This is a genomic window from Mangrovibacter yixingensis, assembly GCF_020523985.1.
GTDB lineage: Bacteria > Pseudomonadota > Gammaproteobacteria > Enterobacterales > Enterobacteriaceae > Mangrovibacter > Mangrovibacter yixingensis.
Map to the genome: position 1 here is coordinate 1 of NZ_JAIVKM010000009.1, position 19,263 is coordinate 19,263.

Below are 19,263 nucleotides of genomic sequence, written 5' to 3' on the forward strand. Positions count from 1 at the left end.
CGTATTTCCGGGTGGCGCGGGCTGCGTATATTACGCTTTCCCGCTGCAGAGTCAAGCATTTATTTTCACTTAACTTTGCCTGACAGGCCGGTTTGTTTGCCGTTGTGCCGTGTCAGTGGAGGCGCATTATAGGGCCTAATCTGAAGCTGGCAAGCCCTGTTTTGCAAAAACTTTATCAACCGTTGTTTTTTTACTCAATTGGAGATAAAAGCGGCAGAACTTCAAGCTTTTGGAACCCATAACGCGATAAAACGGGCATTAAACAAGCAGTTTCAGGTGTGAGTGCCATACAGTACGCAATATTCTCATCCGTTGATTTTGCATCTGGCGCTTCATGTTCCAATAACCACGCAGTTCTTCTTGCGATAGCTGCCCCAGAATCAATTAAACGCGTGCCTTCCGGTAATACCTGGGCCAGTTCTTCTTGTAGCAAGGGAAAATGCGTACACCCGAGCACAACGGTGTCTGGCGGCTCCGCCATTTTTAACCACGGGCGCAAGATATGTCGCAGTTCATCGAGTGGTACAGGCTGACCATGTAATTTATGTTCAGCCAGCTCAACCAATTCTGCAGATCCCAACATTTCAATACGGCATTCATGAGCAAAACGCTCAATCAGTTCCCGCGTATACGCACGACGGACAGTACCACGGGTTGCCAGTAAGCCCACAATGCCGTTTGCGGTCAGGCGAGCAGCAGGCTTAATAGCGGGAACCACCCCAACAACAGGGAAAGTGAATTTTTCGCGTAATGCGGGAAGAGAAACTGTACTTGCGGTATTACACGCAATAACAGTCAGGGCAAGCGGGGTGCGTTTCTGAACGGCAGTAACGATGCTGACAACACGCTCAACGACAAATTCTTCACTTTTTTCACCGTAAGGGAAAGCGACGTTATCGAAAGCGTAGATGTAATGGAGATCCGGTAGAAGATGCCGGATCTCATCATAAACCGATAACCCACCGACCCCGGAATCAAAAACCAGGACGGAGGGCCTCGCATCAGAAGGTGTAGCTGCCAGACAAGTAGTACTCTCGTCCTGCAGTATGATAGCCATAAACTGTCTCGTAATTTTTATCGAACAGGTTTGCTATTTTACCACGAACAGTCACATGAGAGGTGACAGGATATGACACTGCGATATCCCATATACTTACACCGCCCATTTTTACTTTCTCGTATGTGCTGTAGTCCGTGTCATAACGCTGGCCCAGATAATGGTATGTCACTCCCCAATCCAGGTCATACACATTCCAGTCTAATTGATATTTCACCTGGTGTTTTGCTCGCCGGGCAAGAATCTCACCTGTTTGGGCATTGCGCGCATCAAGGTAATCGTAGCTAACAGTATGTTCTAAAGGCCCTGTATCAAACGAAGCTGTTGCTTCAATGCCTTTAATATCTGCACGACCCACATTGAAATAACGCATCGCAGCATCATCGTAATCAATGAGATTCTTCACCTCATTGCGATAACCGGATACACGCCACTGGACACCAGAGGTCAGCCCTTCGAAAGCGCCTTCCCATTGTTTGCTGGTTTCGGGGTCGAGGTCACTATTCCCATAGTATCCATATAATTGCCCAAGATTTGGTGCCTTATATGCCGTACCATAAGAAGCAATAAACCGATACCCGCTGATAAATTCCCATGCGGCGCTACTTTGCCAGGTACCATGGCGACCAAATTGAGAGCTGTCATCACTACGCACTGCACCTTCGAGCGTAACAGGGCCTAAAGCTTGCAACGCAGTTGCATAAACACCTGTATTACGTTGTTCATAGCCTTCCGTTACGTAATCTGTCCCAGGTTCTGTCGTTTGCTTCTGCCAGTCCAGGCCAAAACCAACATTACCTTTACCTGCCACGACTGTGTTTGCCCACTGGATATTATATTGCTGGACATCATCTAATGTGGCCGATGAGTCATAACGACCATACGCCGGGTCGTAGTTATAGTCCTTTGTATGGCTATAACTGGAGGTTAGTTGTGATGAATAGATATCCTGGTTGTAGCGCAAACCGGCATCCCAGGTTTGGCTATAAAGCTGACGAGTATCAACCAGTGCATAGCCCGGCGTATAATAACCATCGTAGCTGGTACGGTTACTAAACCCATATCCACGAACAAAGCCACTCCATGCATCAGAAAATTGGTGTTGTACCGCGCCATAGATGGTTTTACTCATAAAACCATCGCGGTCGGGTTGCGCGGCTGCACCCGTATTACCAGCGGCTACGACATCGAAACCTTTGGTATAAGTGTAATCACCCAATAATGTAACCCGGGTTTTATCACTAATATTTTGTTGAGTAGAGATATCGTAATTCTGGTAACCATTCGACCCCATACCCGCGGATAGCGTTGTACCAACTTTATCCGATGAGGTAATGATATTAATCACACCACCAATTGCATCTGAACCATATACAGCGGAACGAGGCCCACGAATATATTCAATACGCTGCACCATCGAAACAGGAAACTGGCTTAAATCAGAAGAACCGCTAACACCTGCCTGGTTCAGACGAATACCGTCCACCAGAATTAATACATGGCTCGAATTAGTACCACGAATAAATAGCGAGGATGATTGCCCCATTCCCCCATATTGCGTGGCATCAACGCCCGGCAATCGTCGGATAACATCAACCAGTGATTTTGCTTGCCAGTGCTCTATTTCATCGTGCGTCACAACGGTAACGGGTGCCAATACTGTTGACTTTGGCTGTTCAAAACGGCTGGCCGTTATGACCATGGTATTGGATTGATTGTCTTGCGACCAGGCAGAAAAAGCCGTGACAGAAGCAGCTGTCAGCAGCGAGAGTTTTTTTATCATCATTAAAATAAGCATCCGGAGATTCTTAAGGATGCCGCAGGCTCACTCCATAGCACGCGATGAGTGATCAATTGCGACGTATATCCGGCAGGTCTTCGGGCTTAATGGTTTTACCAGGATGAAAACTTCCCACCTGAATTCTGTTTAATTCAGAAAATAAGCAGTGTTTGCGATAAACGCTATCACCCAACCAAATATTACCGCTGCGCGTCAGCTCCAGATTTACACTGGATTCCCTTTTAACTCACGGAGGCCGGAAAATGCATGCTACATTCGTACTAAATAGATGTCCAGACTTCCGAAAATGGAATTTGATAATAACGGGGCTGGACAATACGCCACCATTCCCTACAATCCCCCGCGTAATTTCTCATTCAGGACAGCAAGTATGACACCCGAACATCTCCCGACAGAACAGTATGACGCTCAACTGGCTGAAAAAGTGTCTCGCCTTGAAGCGATGATGTCCGCTTTTGCTGCGCCAAATGTGGAGGTGTTTCGTTCACCGGTCAGCCACTACCGCATGCGGGCCGAATTCCGTGTCTGGCACGATGGTGACGATCTTTACCATATTATTTTCGACCAACAGACTCGCCAGCGCATTCGGGTAGACAGTTTTCCAGCAGCCAGCGAGCTGATTAATGCACTGATGGCTGCCGTGCTGGAAAACGTGCGAGCCAACCCTGTGCTGCGCAAAAAGTTATTTCAATTGGACTACTTATCCACACTGAGCGGTCAGGCCGTTGTATCTCTCCTGTATCACCGTGCATTGGATGACGAATGGCGTTCAGCAGCAACGCAACTGCGAGATACTTTGCGAGCACAGGGGTTCAATGTGCATTTGATTGGCCGGGCAACAAAAACGAAAATTATGCTCGACCAGGACTTTGTTGATGAGACCTTGCCCGTGGCAGGAAAAGCAATGGTTTACCGTCAGGTGGAAAATAGCTTCACCCAGCCAAATGCAGCCATGAACATTCAAATGCTGGAATGGGCACTGAATGTCACTGAGGGTGCAACCGGGGATTTACTGGAGCTTTATTGCGGTAATGGGAATTTTTCACTGGCACTGGCACGTAACTTCAACCGCGTACTCGCAACTGAAATCGCCAAGCCGTCGGTTGCGGCTGCACAATACAACATTGCAGCTAACCATATCGACAATGTGCAAATTATCCGCATGTCCGCCGAGGAATTTACCCAGGCAATGCAAGGGGCCCGGGAATTTAACCGCCTGAAAGGCGTTGATTTGCACAGTTACCAGTGCAATACCATTTTTGTCGATCCGCCGCGTAGCGGATTAGATGATGAAACACTGAATATGGTGCAGTCTTACCCGCAAATTTTATATATTTCCTGCAACCCGGAAACCTTATGTAATAACCTGCAAACCCTTTCCAAAACACACCACATTTCACGCCTGGCACTGTTTGATCAGTTCCCTTATACCCATCACATGGAATGTGGCGTATTGCTCAGCAAAAAATAAGCGTATCAACGCACCAATAAAAAAGGCGCATCAGCGCCTTTTTTATTATCTGCAACAGGCTATTAGCTGTTTTCGCGACGTGCGCGCAGTTTGTAAAAAATCCAAAACAGCAACACAACAGACAGCACTGATGGCAGGAAATTGGAACCAATAGACGGGTATTCAGCACGCACTACAGCGCTGTACACCAGCACACCCAAGATAAAGCAGGCGGCTGCAATACCCGGCAACCCTTCAGGCATGGTCCGGTTTTGGTAACGCTGATTCAGGCAATACACAGCCAGCACCAGAGATATTATGGGAAACAGGGAAAATGGTACAATTGAACTAAACAGCGCCGAACACGCGCCATTAATGGACAAACCGGCGATGAGCGCCAGTAGCAGAGTCGCTTTTTCTTGACCAGATTGTTTCATTGCTCGTCCTTCACTCTTCGGAATGTTGTGCCATCTTTTCTTGTTCGCGGCGATACCAGTAGTAGGCCCCTTTAGAAATCATACGCAGTTGTAACACCAGACGTTCTTCAAGCTGCCGCCGTTGTTCTATATCGACATCCAGAGCTTCCGCACCCGCACTGAACACAATCGTGACCATTGCTTCTGCCTGTGCCTCTGTAAATGACCGCGGCATACGATTTTCGAGTTCTAAATAATCCGCAAGTTCCGCAATAAAATGTTGAATCTCGCGGGCAACTGCTGCCCTGAATGCAGCCGAAGTCCCCGAACGTTCGCGAAGCAGAAGGCGAAATGCATTAGGGTTATTACCGATAAACTCCATAAAGGTGGATACCGATGTCCGAATAACACTCCCACCACGGGCAATACGTTGCCTTGCCTGCCGCATCAACTGACGCAGCATAAGGCCACTCTCGTCAACCATCGTCAGCCCCAGTTCATCAACATCACGAAAATGCCGATAAAAAGACGTGGGCGCAATACCAGCTTCACGTGCAACTTCACGTAAGCTCAGGCTTGCAAAACTACGCTCAGCACTCAACTGGCTGAATGCAGCTTCGATTAACGAACGGCGAGTACGTTCTTTTTGTTGCGCTCTTACACCCATCATGGTCGCCTGAATCCTTCCACTCCTTTTGGCACTATACCAGAGAATCGAACCAACTGACTTGTCCAGGATTGTGACTGATTGTTTATGTGGGCAATATTACGTCAGAATAAAATTCACCCAATCTATATTGGGTTATTGCCCCACCAATGTTACTATCATGTTGCTCTAATGTATAAAAACAGGTAAGCCTTACCATGCCAAATTCCTACGATTATGACGTAATAGTAATTGGGTCCGGTCCTGGCGGCGAAGGTGCTGCAATGGGTCTGGTGAAACAAGGGGCCAGAGTCGCCGTCGTTGAGCGATATCATAACGTCGGCGGTGGATGTACCCACTGGGGAACCATCCCGTCGAAAGCGCTCCGTCATGCAGTCAGCCGTATTATTGAATTCAACCAAAACCCACTTTATAGCGACCACTCCCGACTCCTGCGTTCCTCCTTCGCCGATATTCTGAACCACACCGAGAATGTTATTAGCCAACAAACCAGCATGCGCCAGGGGTTCTACGAACGTAACCACTGTGAAATTCACCAGGGCAATGCGTCGTTTGTCGATGAGCATACACTTGAGCTTGAATATCATGACGGTACAATCGAGCAGATAACAACGGAAAAATTTGTTATTGCCTGTGGTTCCCGGCCTTATCGCCCACAAGATGTCGATTTCTCCCATCCACGCATCTACGACAGTGACTCCATCCTCAATCTGCACCATGAGCCAAAGCACGTCATTATTTATGGCGCGGGCGTGATTGGTTGTGAATATGCCTCAATCTTCCGGGGAATGAATGTCAAAGTTGACCTGATCAACACCCGTGACAGGTTGCTGGCATTTCTGGATCAGGAGATGTCAGATTCGCTTTCTTACCACTTCTGGAATAGCGGCGTTGTTATTCGCCACAACGAAGAGTACGAGCGAATTGAAGGTGTTGATGATGGTGTGATTGTCCACCTTAAATCAGGTAAAAAAGTCAAAGCCGATTGTCTTCTGTATGCCAATGGTCGTACAGGCAACACAGATTCACTGGCTATCGAAAATGTTGGGTTAGAAGCGGACAGTAGAGGATTGCTAAAGGTAAACAGTATGTACCAAACCGCACAGCCCCATATTTACGCAGTGGGCGATGTGATTGGTTACCCAAGCCTTGCTTCGGCGGCCTATGACCAAGGGCGTATCGCGGCCCAGGCCATTATAAAAGGCGAAGCCTCCGCACATCTGGTTGAAGATATTCCAACAGGTATTTATACCATTCCAGAAATTAGTTCTGTGGGCAAAACAGAGCAACAACTGACTGCAATGAAAGTGCCGTACGAAGTGGGACGGGCACAGTTTAAACACCTGGCTCGTGCGCAAATTGTCGGCATGAATGTTGGCACCCTGAAAATTCTCTTCCACCGTGAAACGAAAGAAATCCTGGGGATCCACTGTTTTGGGGAGCGCGCGGCGGAGATTATTCATATCGGCCAGGCAATCATGGAACAGAAAGGTGGTGGTAATACGATTGAATATTTCGTTAACACCACCTTTAACTACCCGACAATGGCAGAAGCTTACCGGGTAGCTGCGCTGAACGGCCTAAACCGCCTGTTTTAACGCACTGTCGAAATGGCCTGCCATCTGTTTACGGATGGCTTCCGCCAGCTGTTCATAGCGGCTGCGAAGTGGTGAGCCAGGGCGATAAACCAGACCAATGGTTCTGCGGGGTTCTGGTTTATAACACGGCAAATAAACCACACCATCACGGCGTTTTTCATGAGGAACCGCAAGGGCGGGCAGCAATGTAATCCCACTGCCAGCCGCAACCATATTACGCAGGGTTTCAAGGCTGGTTGCCCGAAAATGGGTATCTTCATCGGCGCCCGCTTCAAAACAGAAGCCCATCGCCTGGTCACGCAGGCAATGCCCATCTTCCAGCATCAGCAACTTCTCGCCAGACAAATCAGACATCGGCACACGGTCACGATCAGCCCATGGATGCCCTTCATAAATGGCCAGCAACATAGGTTCATCAAACAACGGAACTTCAATAAAGGCTTCACTTTCCTTCACTAAAGCAAGGATAGCGCAGTCCAGCTTTCCACTATCAAGTTGCGCAAGCAACTGATGGGTTTGGGCTTCATGCAGGTACATTTCCAGCTTTGGAAAAGCCTGGTGCAGTGCAGGAATGATGTGGGGCAGGAGATATGGCCCAACTGTGGGTATCAGGCCAATATGCAGTGGCCCTGACATTGTCTCTCCTTGCTGACTTGCCATTTCCTTGAGTACTTTTACTTCACGCAATACCGTACGCGCCTGGTCCACCAGCAACAGACCAGCCTGAGTGAACAGAACCTTACGGCTGGTACGCTCCAGCAACATAACGCCCAGTTCATCTTCCAGCTTACGAATTTGTCCACTTAACGTAGGCTGGCTGACATGACAGGCATCGGCAGCACGACGAAAATGGCGGTGTTCGGCTAACGCGACTAGATATTCCAGATCACGAATGTTCATTCATCTCCCTCCGGGGCCACGATAGCCCTTGGCGATAGATAGAATAGCAATCAGCGATTATCCCTATCAAGCATCTTTTGCCATAATGCCTCTCACAGCAGCAAAGCATGTGAAATGACCCTCACTTATTGCTGCGACCAGAGATTCTCTCTGACATGAAAAAGCCAACGTGAACGTTTAGCGGACAGTAATGTCCGCTTTTTTTGCTTGTTTAACACACTGGTTCCTGGTCTGGTTCGGGGCACAAAAAAGCCCGACCGAAGCCGGGCACTAAAAGGAGCAAACAAAGATTAAACTAAGCGCTGCTTCGCTTCTGCGATGGCCTGTGTAACCTGTACGGGAGAAACACCGCCTTTGGCTGCACGTTTATCCAGGCAAGATTGCAGAGATAAAATGGGGTAGACATCCTCACCAATACTGGCACTAAATTTTTGCAACTCCACCAGTGGTAAGGCTTCCAGCGCTTTGCCCTGGCGAATGGCTTCAACCACCGCTTCACCTACAATGTGGTGAGCTTCACGGAATGGCACACCTTTCGCAACCAGGTAATCAGCCAACTCTGTCGCATTCGCATAACCCTGCTCTGCTGCTTCCTGGCAACGCGGGCGTTTCACCTGAATGCCATCCAGTACCAGCGCCGCCATATGCAGGCAATCCAGCCAGGTATCCAGTGCATCAAACAGGCCTTCTTTATCTTCCTGCATGTCTTTGTTGTAGGCCAGCGGTAACCCCTTCAGGGTCATCATCATACCGGTTAATGCACCCTGAACACGACCGCACTTACCACGAATCAGTTCCAATGCATCCGGGTTCTTTTTCTGAGGCATCAATGATGAACCGGAAGTAACACGGTCAGAAAGCTCAACAAAACCCGCTTCGCCAGTATTAAAGAAGATAAGGTCTTCAGCGAAGCGCGACAAATGCACCATGCCAATAGATGCGCCAGATAGCAGCTCCAGCACATGATCACGGTCGGACACGCTGTCGAGACTGTTGCGTGTCGCACTGGCAAAGCCAAGCCACCCGGCCAGTTGCTCGCGATCAATCTCATAAGCAGTACCGGCCAGTGCACCACATCCCAGCGGGCTAACGTCAAGGCGCTTCAATGCATCCTGCAGGCGGCTTTCATCACGCGCCAGCATTTCAACATAAGCCAGGCACCAGTGGGCAAACGTAACAGGCTGTGCGCGTTGCAAATGGGTATAGCCCGGCATAACGGCATCCTGATTAGCTTCGGCCGTTTCTACCAACGCTTTTTGCAGCTCACGGCTGGCACTGAGCAGATAAGTAATCTGAGATTTACACCAAAGTTTTAAATCGGTTGCGACCTGGTCATTACGGCTCCGCCCGGTGTGAAGCTTTTTACCTAGCTGGCCCACTTTCTCGATAAGCTTACTTTCCACCCAGCTGTGAATATCTTCAGCATCACTGGTCAGGATCGCTTCCGGAGAAGCCTGGACTTCTTCCAGCAGAACGTTGAGTGCGGCCTCCAGTTGTTGTTGTTCATCAGCAGTCAATACACCAACAGTAACCAATGCTTTAGACCAGGCGACAGAACCCACAATATCCTGCTCAGCCAGTCGATAATCAAAGCGTAATGAGTCGTTAAACTGCTTAAACCGTTGATCCGCTGCCTGAGTAAAACGCCCGCCCCAAAGTGCCATAATCCGCTCCGTAATACATGAATCCTGTTTAAAAAAGGCCCCCATATTGCCCGTGTCTGCGCAACATGGGGGATAAAACTAAAAACTTATTTCTTCTGTTCGTTCAGCGCACGAATACGTGAAGACAGGGAGAACAAACGAATGAAGCCGCCCGCATGGCTGTGGTCGTAAACTTCATCTTCACCAAAAGTCGCGAACTCTTCGTTGTACAGGCTGTTTGGTGATTTTTTCTGAATAGCGGTTACCCGGCCTTTATACAGCTCCAGTACTACTTCGCCATTCACTTCACCGGCCAGAGATTCCGCAGCAGCCTGCAAAGACTGGCGCAGCGGTGCAAACCAACGGCCATCGTAAACTACGTAGGACATTTCCAGACCAACCTGCTCACGCCATTTGAAGCTGTCACGGTCCAGAACCAGCTGCTCAACAGCACGTAATGCAGCCATCATAATGGTGCCCCCTGGGGTTTCGTAGCAACCACGGGATTTAATACCCACCAGGCGGTTTTCTACGATATCAACACGGCCAACACCATGTTTGGAACCCAGTACATTCAGTGCTTCCAGGCATTTGAACGGGCTCATCGCTTCACCGTTCACGGCAACCACTTTACCGTGCTCAACAGTAATAGTGACTTGTTCAGCAGCATCTGGCGCTTCTTTCGGGTCAACGGTCCATACCCAGCAATCTTTGTTCGGGGCATTCCACGGGCTTTCCAGCACGCCACCTTCAGTAGAAATATGCCATGCGTTTTCGTCACGGCTGTAAATTTTTTCCAGAGAAGCGGTAGTTGGAATATCGCGTTCTTTCAGGTATGCCAGCAATGCTTCACGGGAACGCAGGTCCCATTCACGCCATGGAGCAATTACTTTGAGTCCAGGTGCCAGAGCAGCCCAGGCAGATTCGAAACGAACCTGGTCATTACCTTTACCCGTTGCGCCGTGAGCCAGGGCATCCGCACCCACTTTTTTCGCCACATCCACCAGCGCTTTAGCAATCAGCGGACGAGCCATGGAGGTACCCAGCAGGTAGCTGCCTTCGTACAGTGCACCGGTTTGCAGTACCGGATAAACATAATCACGAATAAATTCTTCACGCAGATCCACAACGTGGCATTCAATCGCTCCGGAACGCAGCGCTTTTTGTTCCACCCCTTTCAGATCATCACGATCCTGCCCAATATCCACTACGCAGGCGACAACTTCGCAGCCCTGATAGTTTTCTTTCAGCCAGGGAATGATGGCGGAGGTATCCAGACCACCGGAATAGGCGAGAACAACTTTTTTGATGCCGTGATTTTGCATTTTCTTTTCCTTCAAGAGCGCATTAGGCCTGACCCTGCAGACCATATGGAGTCGTTAAACGTGTAGTGCGTTACGCAATGATACGGGTACCAATCGCAACACCGTTGAATAGCGAGGGCAATTGCTCCGCATGGCGCCATGAGGCGATATCTACCGGGCGCCCAAGCGTACGCGCAGCATCCAGTGCGGCATTAACTTTCACAATCATCCCATCGGTAATGATGCCCTGAGCAATCAATTGCTCGGCTTTGTCCGCTGTCATTTCGGCAATACGCTGGCCTTTACCATCCAGGATACCACTCACATCTGACAACAAGATTAAATCGGCACCAAGAGTTTCTGCCAGAGCTGTGGCAGCCTGGTCTGCATTCACATTCATCAGCAAACCATCTTCAGTTATGCCAATAGAACTGACCACTGGGAGGAATCCGCCCGCTAACAGTGATTTCAGCAAACGATCAGAGCCCGATTTTGCCAGACCAACATGGCCCAGGGATTCATCCAGCTGAGTAACTATCACGCTGCCGCCATCTGCAAGGCACAGCCCTACAGCATCAATATGGTGTTTTTGAGCCCAGGCCAGCAATGTTTTATTTGCCGTACCAGCCAGTGCCCCGGTGATAATGTCAATCTGGTCCGCCGGCGTAACCCGCAGACCATTTCTTTTCTGTACGGGCAGGGCTAGTTTCTTCATTAATTCATCAACCAGACACCCGCCACCATGGACGATAACCAGAGGGCGCTGGTGAGACTCACGGTAAGTAACCAGTGCAGCAAACAAGCGTTCCAGAGCTTCTTCACTATCCAGCAGAACACCGCCTAACTTAATAATTAATGGATTCATCATCTCACCTGATTGCTTTAAATAAGAGCCTGAGTCTCTGTAAAACCGAACCGAATATTTGCACACTGCATCGCCTGTGCAGCAGCACCTTTAAGCAGGTTATCTTCCGTAGAGACAACAATAAGATGCTGCCCCTGCACGGCAAAACCGATATCGCAGAATGGTGACCCAACAACATTTTTCAGTGCGGGCATACCTTTCTCATACAGACGAACCAAAGGTTTATCACCATAAGCCTGTTGGTACACTGCCGCTATTTGTTGCTGAGTAACACCATCATGCAAACGGCACGTGATAGTTTCCAAAATACCGCGCGGGAAGTTCCCCAGATGCGGGGTGAAAATAACGTCAGCGCCAAGATGTGATGCGATTTCAGGCTGATGGCGGTGAGTGAAAACGCCATAAGGCTGCAGGCTGACTTCGCAGAAACTGTTAGAGAGTGACGCTTTACGCCCTGCACCACTCACACCACTGGTAGCATTGATAACCGGCCACTGAGTAAGATCCAGCAGACCATTGTCAATCAACGGTTTCAATGCCAGTTGTGCAGCTGTTGGGTAACAGCCCGGAACAGCAATTAAATCAGCTTGCTTGATTTTGTCTGCCTGCCACTCGGCCAGGCCATAAACGGCGCTGTCGAGCAAATCTGGGTGCTGATGAGTAAAACCGTAATACTGAGTATAAAACTCAGCATTATTAACCCGGTATGCACCGGATAAATCAAACACGACACAACCAGCAGCAAGAAACTGCGGAGCCAGGTCATGGCTTACTTCATGAGCCGTTGCGAGGAAAACGACATCAACACCCTGCGTAAATTCGCTAATATCAGACATAGGTTGAAGCGGCAAATCCACAATCCCTTTCAGTTGAGGGTGGAGACTTGAAAGTAATTTTCCTGCATCTGAACTTTGCGCAGAGACTGTCAATGCGGTTATGTTCATATGAGGATGGCGATTCACATAGGAAGCAAGCTCTGCGCCGGTATAACCGCTGGCACCTACAATCAGCGTATTCAACATTGGGGTTGTATACCTTCTTTCCGTCATTTTTAACCTGGCTTCGGACTCTGCCGGAACCGCGTATTACTGGTTTACTCTGTGCGCTGCAACAGCAGAGCAAGAAAAGATTCATTTTTGAGCAATGTTAATGTATTTTTATTCATTAATTTTGCATGATTATCTATACTATTGTGACCCAGGACATGTCAACAGTGAAGATGAAATTACCGCCTTTTATCGAGATATATCGAGCGTTGATAGCAACGCCGTCCATCAGTGCAACCGAAAGTTCACTGGATCAAAGTAATGCTTCTTTAATCAATTTGCTCGCTGGCTGGTTTGGCGACCTCGGATTTCAGGTTGAAGTGCAGCCCGTACCAGGCACTCGCAATAAGTTTAATATGCTTGCTCGGATCGGCCAGGGAGCTGGAGGGCTGTTGCTGGCAGGGCATACTGACACCGTGCCATTTGATAATGGCCGCTGGACTCGTGACCCGTTTTCATTAACTGAACACGATAATAAACTTTACGGGCTGGGTACTGCAGATATGAAAGGCTTTTTCGCCTTTATTCTCGACGCATTGCGCGATATCGATGTTGCCCGCCTGACCAAACCGCTCTACATTTTGGCGACCGCCGATGAAGAAACATCCATGGCTGGCGCACGCTATTTTGCAGAAACTGCACAAATCCGCCCGGACTGCGCGATTATTGGCGAACCGACTTCGTTACAACCCGTTCGTGCACACAAAGGGCATATGTCCAGTGCCATCCGCATCACCGGGCAGTCAGGGCACTCCAGTGATCCCGCAAGAGGCATTAACGCTATAGAGCTGATGCACGATGCAATTGGCCATATCATGGCCTTGCGAGATGACTTGAAATCCCGTTTTCACCATGACGCATTCACCATTCCTTATCCAACACTCAACCTGGGGCATATTCACGGTGGTGATGCATCCAACCGTATTTGTGCCTGCTGTGAATTACATATGGATATACGCCCATTACCCGGCATGACGCTGGATGATTTAAATGGTCTGCTGCAAGAAGCATTATCACCAGTCAGCAACCTGTGGCCTGGCCGTCTGGATATTTCCGAACTACATCCACCGATTCCCGGTTACGAATGCCCGGTGAACCATGAACTGGTCGAAGTAGTGGAAAAACTGCTTAACACACCAACAGAAGTCGTTAACTACTGTACCGAGGCACCGTTTATCCAAACATTGTGCCCTACTCTGGTACTCGGCCCTGGTTCCATTAATCAGGCACATCAGCCAGACGAATATCTGGAAACCCGATTTATCAAACCAACTCAGAAGCTGATAACCCAGGTTATCCATCACTTTTGTTGGCATTAAATAAGTGGTAAGACCAATTCACTCTTTTGTACCAGGCAAAAGAGTGAATAAGTAACATTTAACATTTTCAAGCGTAATTAATCGGTATTTCCGCGCAAATATGCTGGAAATCGGTGCAATCCCATAAGAATTACTTATTGAGGGCTAGCAATATTAAATTTCATAAATTCACGAATTTTACGTGTTTGCTGAAGCGATTTCGCAGCAATTGACGAATGGGAACTAACGTGGCTTTATAAAAGGCGGTGTTTAACCCGCCAGGGTGAAAATCAATTGCATTTAGATGGGGTGTCTGGGGTCATATGAACGAACAATATTCCGCTTTGCGAAGTAATGTCAGTATGCTCGGCAAATTGCTCGGGGATACCATCAAGGATGTTTTGGGAGAACACATTCTTGATCGTGTAGAAACAATCCGTAAATTGTCGAAGTCTTCCCGCGCTGGCAACGACGCAAATCGGCAGGAGTTACTGAATACTTTACAGAACCTGTCTAAAGATGAACTACTTCCAGTAGCACGCGCCTTTAGTCAGTTTCTGAACCTTGCCAACACAGCAGAGCAATTTCACAGCATTTCAGCCAATGGTGAATCAGCGAATAGCCCTGAAATTATTGCAAAAACAATTAAAAAGCTAAAAGCACAACCCAATTTAACTGAAGCTGCGATAAAAGAATCATTAGAATCTCTGTCACTGGAATTAGTATTAACCGCGCACCCGACAGAAATTACTCGCCGGACACTTATTCATAAAATGGTGGAAGTGAATAATTGTCTTAAACAACTGGATCACAGTGATATTCCGGAATATGAACGTAATCAGATAATGCGCCGTCTGCGCCAGCTGATTGCCCAGTCATGGCATACCGATGAAATTCGTAAACACCGCCCGTCCCCGGTTGATGAAGCTAAATGGGGCTTTGCTGTTGTTGAAAACAGCTTGTGGGATGGCGTGCCTGGCTATTTGCGTGAACTGAATGAACAGTTGGAAGAGCATCTTAACTACAAGTTACCTGTTGATTTCGTTCCGGTACGCTTCACTTCGTGGATGGGTGGCGACCGCGATGGCAACCCAAACGTTACCGCCGACATTACTCGCCATGTTTTATTGCTCAGCCGCTGGAAGGCTACTGATCTGTTCCTGAAAGATGTACAAGTGCTTATCTCTGAGCTTTCAATGGCAGATGCCACACCTGAACTGCTTAAACTGGCCGGTGATGAACATAGCGAAGAACCTTATCGCCATATCCTTAAAGGGTTACGCAGCCAGTTAATGGCAACCCAGACCTGGCTTGAAGCCCGGCTGAAAGGCCAGAAATTGCCGCGCCCACAAGGCTTGCTGACGCAAAACGAACAATTGTGGGATCCGTTGTATGCCTGCTACCAGTCACTGCACGCTTGTGGCATGGGTATTATTGCTAATGGTGAGTTGCTGGACACGCTGCGCCGCATCAAATGCTTCGGTGTACCGCTGGTTCGTATCGATATTCGTCAGGAAAGTACACGCCATTCCGATGCAATGGGTGAAATCACTCGTTATCTGGGCCTTGGTGACTATGAAAGCTGGTCAGAAGCAGACAAACAGGCATTCTTAATTCGCGAACTGAATTCCAAACGCCCGTTGCTGCCTCGCCAGTGGCAACCAAGTGAAGACACGCGCGAAGTGCTGGAAACCTGCAAAGTCATTGCCGAAGCACCGCGCGGTTCTATCGCCGCTTATGTTATTTCTATGGCGAAAACCCCGTCTGACGTACTGGCTGTGCATTTGCTGTTGAAAGAAGCCGGTATCGAATTCGCTCTGCCCGTTGCCCCACTGTTTGAAACGCTCGATGACCTGAATAACGCCAACGACGTGATGACTCAGTTACTGAATATTGACTGGTATCGCGGGTTTATTCAGGGCAAACAAATGGTGATGATTGGTTATTCCGACTCCGCCAAAGATGCCGGTGTAATGGCTGCTTCATGGGCACAGTATCAGGCACAAGATGCCCTGATTAAAACCTGTGAAAAAGCAGGTATTGCATTAACACTGTTCCATGGCCGTGGTGGTTCAATTGGCCGTGGTGGCGCACCAGCTCATGCAGCTTTGCTGTCTCAACCACCAGGTAGCCTGAAAGGCGGCCTGCGCGTTACCGAACAGGGCGAAATGATTCGCTTCAAATATGGCGTGCCTGAAGTCACTATCAGCAGCCTGTCGCTCTACACTGGGGCGATTCTTGAAGCTAACCTGTTGCCACCACCCGAACCGAAAGCGAGCTGGCGCAGCATTATGGACGAACTGTCTGTGCTTTCCTGCAATATGTATCGGGGATATGTGCGTGAGAACAAAGATTTTGTTCCGTATTTCCGTTCTGCAACACCTGAGCTGGAACTGGGGAAATTGCCACTGGGTTCACGCCCGGCCAAACGCCGCCCGAATGGTGGTGTGGAATCCCTGCGCGCCATTCCGTGGATTTTCGCCTGGACGCAAAACCGGCTAATGCTACCAGCATGGTTAGGCGCAGGCGCTGCGCTGCAGAAAATTGTCGATGATGGTAAGCAAGACCAGTTAGAAAGCATGTGCCGTGACTGGCCGTTCTTCTCCACACGCCTTGGTATGCTGGAAATGGTCTTTGCGAAAGCTGACCTGTGGCTGGCAGAATATTACGATCAGCGTTTGGTAAAACCAGAACTCTGGCCTCTGGGCCAGGAGCTGCGCAAACAGTTGGAAGCTGATATCAAACTCGTGCTGGCGATTGCCAACGATTCACATCTGATGGCTGACCTGCCGTGGATTGCGGAATCTATCACTCTGCGTAATATCTACACCGACCCACTGAATGTTCTGCAGGCTGAGTTGCTGCACCGCTCACGCCAGGCCGATGCCGAAGGCAGTGAGCCAGACCCGCGTATTGAGCAGGCACTAATGGTAACAATAGCCGGGGTTGCCGCCGGTATGCGTAACACTGGCTAACGGGTTAAATACATAACCATTCAGCTTTGCGCTGGCAAGTAAAACTGAAACCCGGAAGCATACTTCCGGGTTTTTTATTCCTGCGTTTTACCATCTTCAGCGCAATATTTTCGTGTTTTTGTCGCAGTAAACTCCCATCAACACACTCCCATCGCACTTACCGCTGGAGGTTTCTCATGGACAGTATTACGGCATCACCCGGTAAATATATTCAGGGCCAGCACGTTCTGAGCCGTGCAGGGCACTACCTCAAACCACTTGGGCAACACTTTTTGGTGCTTGCAGACAGCTTTGTTGCTGATTTGGTGGAAGAGAAACTGCGCCAAACCTGTGAAGAGCATCAAATTGATGTGGAATTTGCACTCTTTGGTGGTCAGTGCTCACAAGCTGAAATTGACCAGTTGTGCATACTGGCACAAAGAGCAGATTGCGATGCAATCCTGGGGATTGGTGGTGGAAAGACGCTAGACACGGCAAAAGCTGTAGCCTGCCTGATGAAAATCCCTATGGTCATCGCACCAACGGTGGCATCCAGTGATGCCCCTTGTAGTGCGCTGTCTGTTATCTACTGCGAAGATGGTTCTCTCGACCGCTACCTACCATTACCCCATAACCCAGACCTGGTGCTGGTTGACAGTGCAATTATTGCCGGAGCGCCACCACGGTTACTGGCTGCAGGCATTGGCGATGCCTTATCCACCTGGTTTGAAGCCCGTGCATGTGCAAAAAGTGGGGCAAAGACCAGTGCCGGCGGTTTGCCTGGCAGAGCAGCTCTGGCGCTTGCTGAACTGTGTTACCACACGCTCCTTGAATATGGTTCCAGTGCAATAGCTGCCGTGCAACAGCGTAGCGTTAATACTGCACTGGAGCATGTTATTGAGGCCAATATTTATCTGAGTGGCATTGGGTTTGAAAGTGGAGGGTTGGCAGCGGCACATGCCATCCATAATGGGTTAACAACCTTGCCAGACACGCAAAAAACGCTGCATGGTGAAAAAGTCGCTTTTGGTACACGGGTTCAGTTGATACTTGAAGATGCGTCGCAAGAGGAACAGGATAGGGTACTTAATCTATGCCGCCAGGCTGGCTTGCCTGTCACCTTAGATGAATTAGGTATTACTCAGGGAGTGGAGGAAAAAGTTCTTCAGGTTGCCCAGGCCAGTTGCCAACCAGACAACCCAATGCACAATATGCCGTGCAAGATAACAGCACAGCAGGTTTACGATGCTATCTTACTGGCAGATGAATTCGGCCGCAAAGCACTCGCTTCATCATAGCCGTGGGTATTCAGCCAGGGGGCTAACTCGCCACCTGGCACAATGCGAGAAGGAGAAAGGTTAAATGGCCGGGCGTACACCCAGTGTGTGGCAAATAGCGTAACTCATTTCAGCCCGGTTCAGCGTATAGAAATGGAAATCTTTCACACCTTCCTTGCTTAAAATCTTCACCATATCCATCGCAATGCTGGCACCTACCAGTTTACGGGTTTCAGGATCATCATCCAGCCCATCAAACATCGTCGCCATCCATTGTGGGACACGGACATTGGTCATCGCAGCAAATTTCTGTAGTTGTTTATAGTTACTGACAGGCAAAATGCCGGGCACAATTTCAACATCAATCCCTGCAGCCGCACAGCGGTCACGAAAACGCAGGTAGTTTTCCACATCGAAGAAAAACTGGGTAATTGCCCGGTTCGCACCAGCATCAATTTTCCGTTTCAGGTTAATTAAGTCTGCCTGGGCGCTTTTTGCTTCCGGGTGAACTTCCGGATAAGCAGCAACAGAGATATCAAAATCTGCAACTTCTTTCAGTAACGCCACCAAGTCAGCAGCATAAATTTCGGGTTTACCGCTGCCAGGTGGTAGATCACCACGCAGCGCGACAATCTGGCGAATCCCGTTATCCCAGTAATCCTGAGCAATAGATTTGAGTTCGTCGCGGGTAGCATCAATACATGTCAAATGAGGTGCTGCCACCAGCCCTGTACGCTCTTTAATATCTTTAATGATACTGTGAGTACGGTCACGCTCACCAGAGTTTGCACCGTAAGTGACAGAGACAAATTTAGGGCGCAGGCTACTGAGCCGGTCGATAGAGTTCCAGAGCGTCTGCTCCATTTCACTGGTTCGTGGCGGGAAAAACTCAAACGAGACATTAATATGCCCTTGAACCTCAGCCAGGCTCTGATTCAAAGCATCTCGCTGGTTGGCGTGAAAGAAACTCATACCTTACCTCATCAC

At 49.0% G+C, this 19,263-nt stretch carries 15 protein-coding genes and 1 riboswitch; of the genes, 5 read left to right on the top strand and 10 right to left on the bottom strand.

Going from position 1 to position 19,263, the window contains the following annotated elements; translation table 11 throughout:
• Positions 1-190 precede the first annotated feature (190 nt).
• Positions 191-1,057 carry a glutamate racemase gene (murI, locus tag LC084_RS20375; protein WP_226573476.1) on the bottom strand — a complete coding sequence of 289 codons (867 nt, stop codon included), beginning with the start codon at positions 1,055-1,057 and terminating at the stop codon, positions 191-193.
• The gene (gene btuB / locus LC084_RS20380; RefSeq protein WP_226573717.1) at positions 1,002-2,840 is read right to left on the bottom strand and encodes a TonB-dependent vitamin B12 receptor BtuB; all 1,839 of its coding nucleotides are present in this window, start codon (positions 2,838-2,840) and stop codon (positions 1,002-1,004) included. The genes murI and btuB overlap by 56 nt, the downstream gene beginning before the upstream one ends.
• 69 nt (positions 2,841-2,909) lie before the next feature.
• Positions 2,910-3,113, bottom strand: a riboswitch (cobalamin riboswitch).
• A gap of 115 nt (positions 3,114-3,228) precedes the next feature.
• On the opposite strand from btuB, the gene trmA reads away from it, so the two are divergent.
• On the top strand, positions 3,229-4,329 hold the full coding sequence (trmA, locus tag LC084_RS20385) for a tRNA (uridine(54)-C5)-methyltransferase TrmA (RefSeq protein ID WP_226573478.1): 1,101 nt from the start codon (positions 3,229-3,231) through the stop codon (positions 4,327-4,329).
• A 62-nt stretch (positions 4,330-4,391) separates the two neighbouring features.
• Here trmA and LC084_RS20390 read toward each other — a convergent pair whose 3' ends face one another.
• Positions 4,392-4,745 carry a YijD family membrane protein gene (locus LC084_RS20390; RefSeq protein WP_226573479.1) on the bottom strand — a complete coding sequence of 118 codons (354 nt, stop codon included), beginning with the start codon at positions 4,743-4,745 and terminating at the stop codon, positions 4,392-4,394.
• A gap of 10 nt (positions 4,746-4,755) precedes the next feature.
• Positions 4,756-5,394 carry an HTH-type transcriptional repressor FabR gene (fabR, locus tag LC084_RS20395; RefSeq protein ID WP_064596107.1) on the bottom strand — a complete coding sequence of 213 codons (639 nt, stop codon included), beginning with the start codon at positions 5,392-5,394 and terminating at the stop codon, positions 4,756-4,758.
• Positions 5,395-5,588: 194 nt separating this feature from the next.
• Here fabR and sthA point away from each other — a divergent pair, with 194 nt between their 5' ends.
• Entirely contained in the window at positions 5,589-6,989 is a 1,401-nt protein-coding gene (gene sthA, locus LC084_RS20400; RefSeq protein WP_226573481.1) for a Si-specific NAD(P)(+) transhydrogenase, read from the top strand.
• On the opposite strand, the gene oxyR is transcribed toward sthA, so the two are convergent.
• The 5 genes from oxyR to argC form a co-directional block, all read right to left on the bottom strand.
• Complete coding sequence (gene oxyR / locus LC084_RS20405) at positions 6,972-7,889, bottom strand: DNA-binding transcriptional regulator OxyR (RefSeq protein ID WP_036115876.1); 918 nt, start codon at positions 7,887-7,889, stop codon at positions 6,972-6,974. The genes sthA and oxyR overlap by 18 nt on opposite strands.
• Before the next feature lie 290 nt (positions 7,890-8,179).
• Complete coding sequence (gene argH / locus LC084_RS20410) at positions 8,180-9,553, bottom strand: argininosuccinate lyase (protein WP_226573483.1); 1,374 nt, start codon at positions 9,551-9,553, stop codon at positions 8,180-8,182.
• An 86-nt stretch (positions 9,554-9,639) separates the two neighbouring features.
• Positions 9,640-10,857: an argininosuccinate synthase gene (locus LC084_RS20415; RefSeq protein ID WP_226573485.1), complete on the bottom strand. Its 1,218-nt coding sequence runs from the start codon at positions 10,855-10,857 to the stop codon at positions 9,640-9,642.
• A 70-nt stretch (positions 10,858-10,927) separates the two neighbouring features.
• A complete protein-coding gene (argB, locus tag LC084_RS20420) occupies positions 10,928-11,704 on the bottom strand; it encodes an acetylglutamate kinase (RefSeq protein ID WP_226573488.1) in 777 nt (258 codons plus the stop codon).
• 14 nt (positions 11,705-11,718) lie between these two features.
• Entirely contained in the window at positions 11,719-12,723 is a 1,005-nt protein-coding gene (gene argC, locus LC084_RS20425) for an N-acetyl-gamma-glutamyl-phosphate reductase (protein ID WP_226573491.1), read from the bottom strand.
• Positions 12,724-12,914: 191 nt separating this feature from the next.
• Between argC and argE the strand changes: the two genes are divergently transcribed.
• The 3 genes from argE (at position 12,915) to LC084_RS20440 (ending at position 18,297) form a co-directional block, all read left to right on the top strand.
• Positions 12,915-14,066, top strand: a complete 1,152-nt coding sequence (gene argE, locus LC084_RS20430; RefSeq protein WP_226573493.1) for an acetylornithine deacetylase — start codon at positions 12,915-12,917, stop codon at positions 14,064-14,066.
• 302 nt (positions 14,067-14,368) lie between these two features.
• On the top strand, positions 14,369-17,020 hold the full coding sequence (gene ppc / locus LC084_RS20435) for a phosphoenolpyruvate carboxylase (RefSeq protein ID WP_226573495.1): 2,652 nt from the start codon (positions 14,369-14,371) through the stop codon (positions 17,018-17,020).
• Between the two features lie 176 nt (positions 17,021-17,196).
• Entirely contained in the window at positions 17,197-18,297 is a 1,101-nt protein-coding gene (locus LC084_RS20440) for a glycerol dehydrogenase (RefSeq protein ID WP_226573497.1), read from the top strand.
• A 60-nt stretch (positions 18,298-18,357) separates the two neighbouring features.
• On the opposite strand, the gene metF is transcribed toward LC084_RS20440, so the two are convergent.
• Positions 18,358-19,248 (bottom strand): methylenetetrahydrofolate reductase, encoded by an 891-nt coding sequence (gene metF / locus LC084_RS20445; RefSeq protein WP_226573500.1) that lies wholly within the window; start codon positions 19,246-19,248, stop codon positions 18,358-18,360.
• Positions 19,249-19,263: the final 15 nt, after the last annotated feature.

Bases quoted from the DNA above. Each gene is read 5' to 3' on its own strand.
- murI (WP_226573476.1), bottom strand. From the start codon at position 1,057: ATGGCTATCATACTGCAGGACGAGAGTACTACTTGTCTGGCAGCTACA.
- btuB (WP_226573717.1), bottom strand. From the start codon at position 2,840: ATGATAAAAAAACTCTCGCTGCTGACAGCTGCTTCTGTCACGGCTTTT.
- trmA (WP_226573478.1), top strand. From the start codon at position 3,229: ATGACACCCGAACATCTCCCGACAGAACAGTATGACGCTCAACTGGCT.
- LC084_RS20390 (WP_226573479.1), bottom strand. From the start codon at position 4,745: ATGAAACAATCTGGTCAAGAAAAAGCGACTCTGCTACTGGCGCTCATC.
- fabR (WP_064596107.1), bottom strand. From the start codon at position 5,394: ATGATGGGTGTAAGAGCGCAACAAAAAGAACGTACTCGCCGTTCGTTA.
- sthA (WP_226573481.1), top strand. From the start codon at position 5,589: ATGCCAAATTCCTACGATTATGACGTAATAGTAATTGGGTCCGGTCCT.
- oxyR (WP_036115876.1), bottom strand. From the start codon at position 7,889: ATGAACATTCGTGATCTGGAATATCTAGTCGCGTTAGCCGAACACCGC.
- argH (WP_226573483.1), bottom strand. From the start codon at position 9,553: ATGGCACTTTGGGGCGGGCGTTTTACTCAGGCAGCGGATCAACGGTTT.
- LC084_RS20415 (WP_226573485.1), bottom strand. From the start codon at position 10,857: ATGCAAAATCACGGCATCAAAAAAGTTGTTCTCGCCTATTCCGGTGGT.
- argB (WP_226573488.1), bottom strand. From the start codon at position 11,704: ATGATGAATCCATTAATTATTAAGTTAGGCGGTGTTCTGCTGGATAGT.
- argC (WP_226573491.1), bottom strand. From the start codon at position 12,723: ATGTTGAATACGCTGATTGTAGGTGCCAGCGGTTATACCGGCGCAGAG.
- ppc (WP_226573495.1), top strand. From the start codon at position 14,369: ATGAACGAACAATATTCCGCTTTGCGAAGTAATGTCAGTATGCTCGGC.
- LC084_RS20440 (WP_226573497.1), top strand. From the start codon at position 17,197: ATGGACAGTATTACGGCATCACCCGGTAAATATATTCAGGGCCAGCAC.
- metF (WP_226573500.1), bottom strand. From the start codon at position 19,248: ATGAGTTTCTTTCACGCCAACCAGCGAGATGCTTTGAATCAGAGCCTG.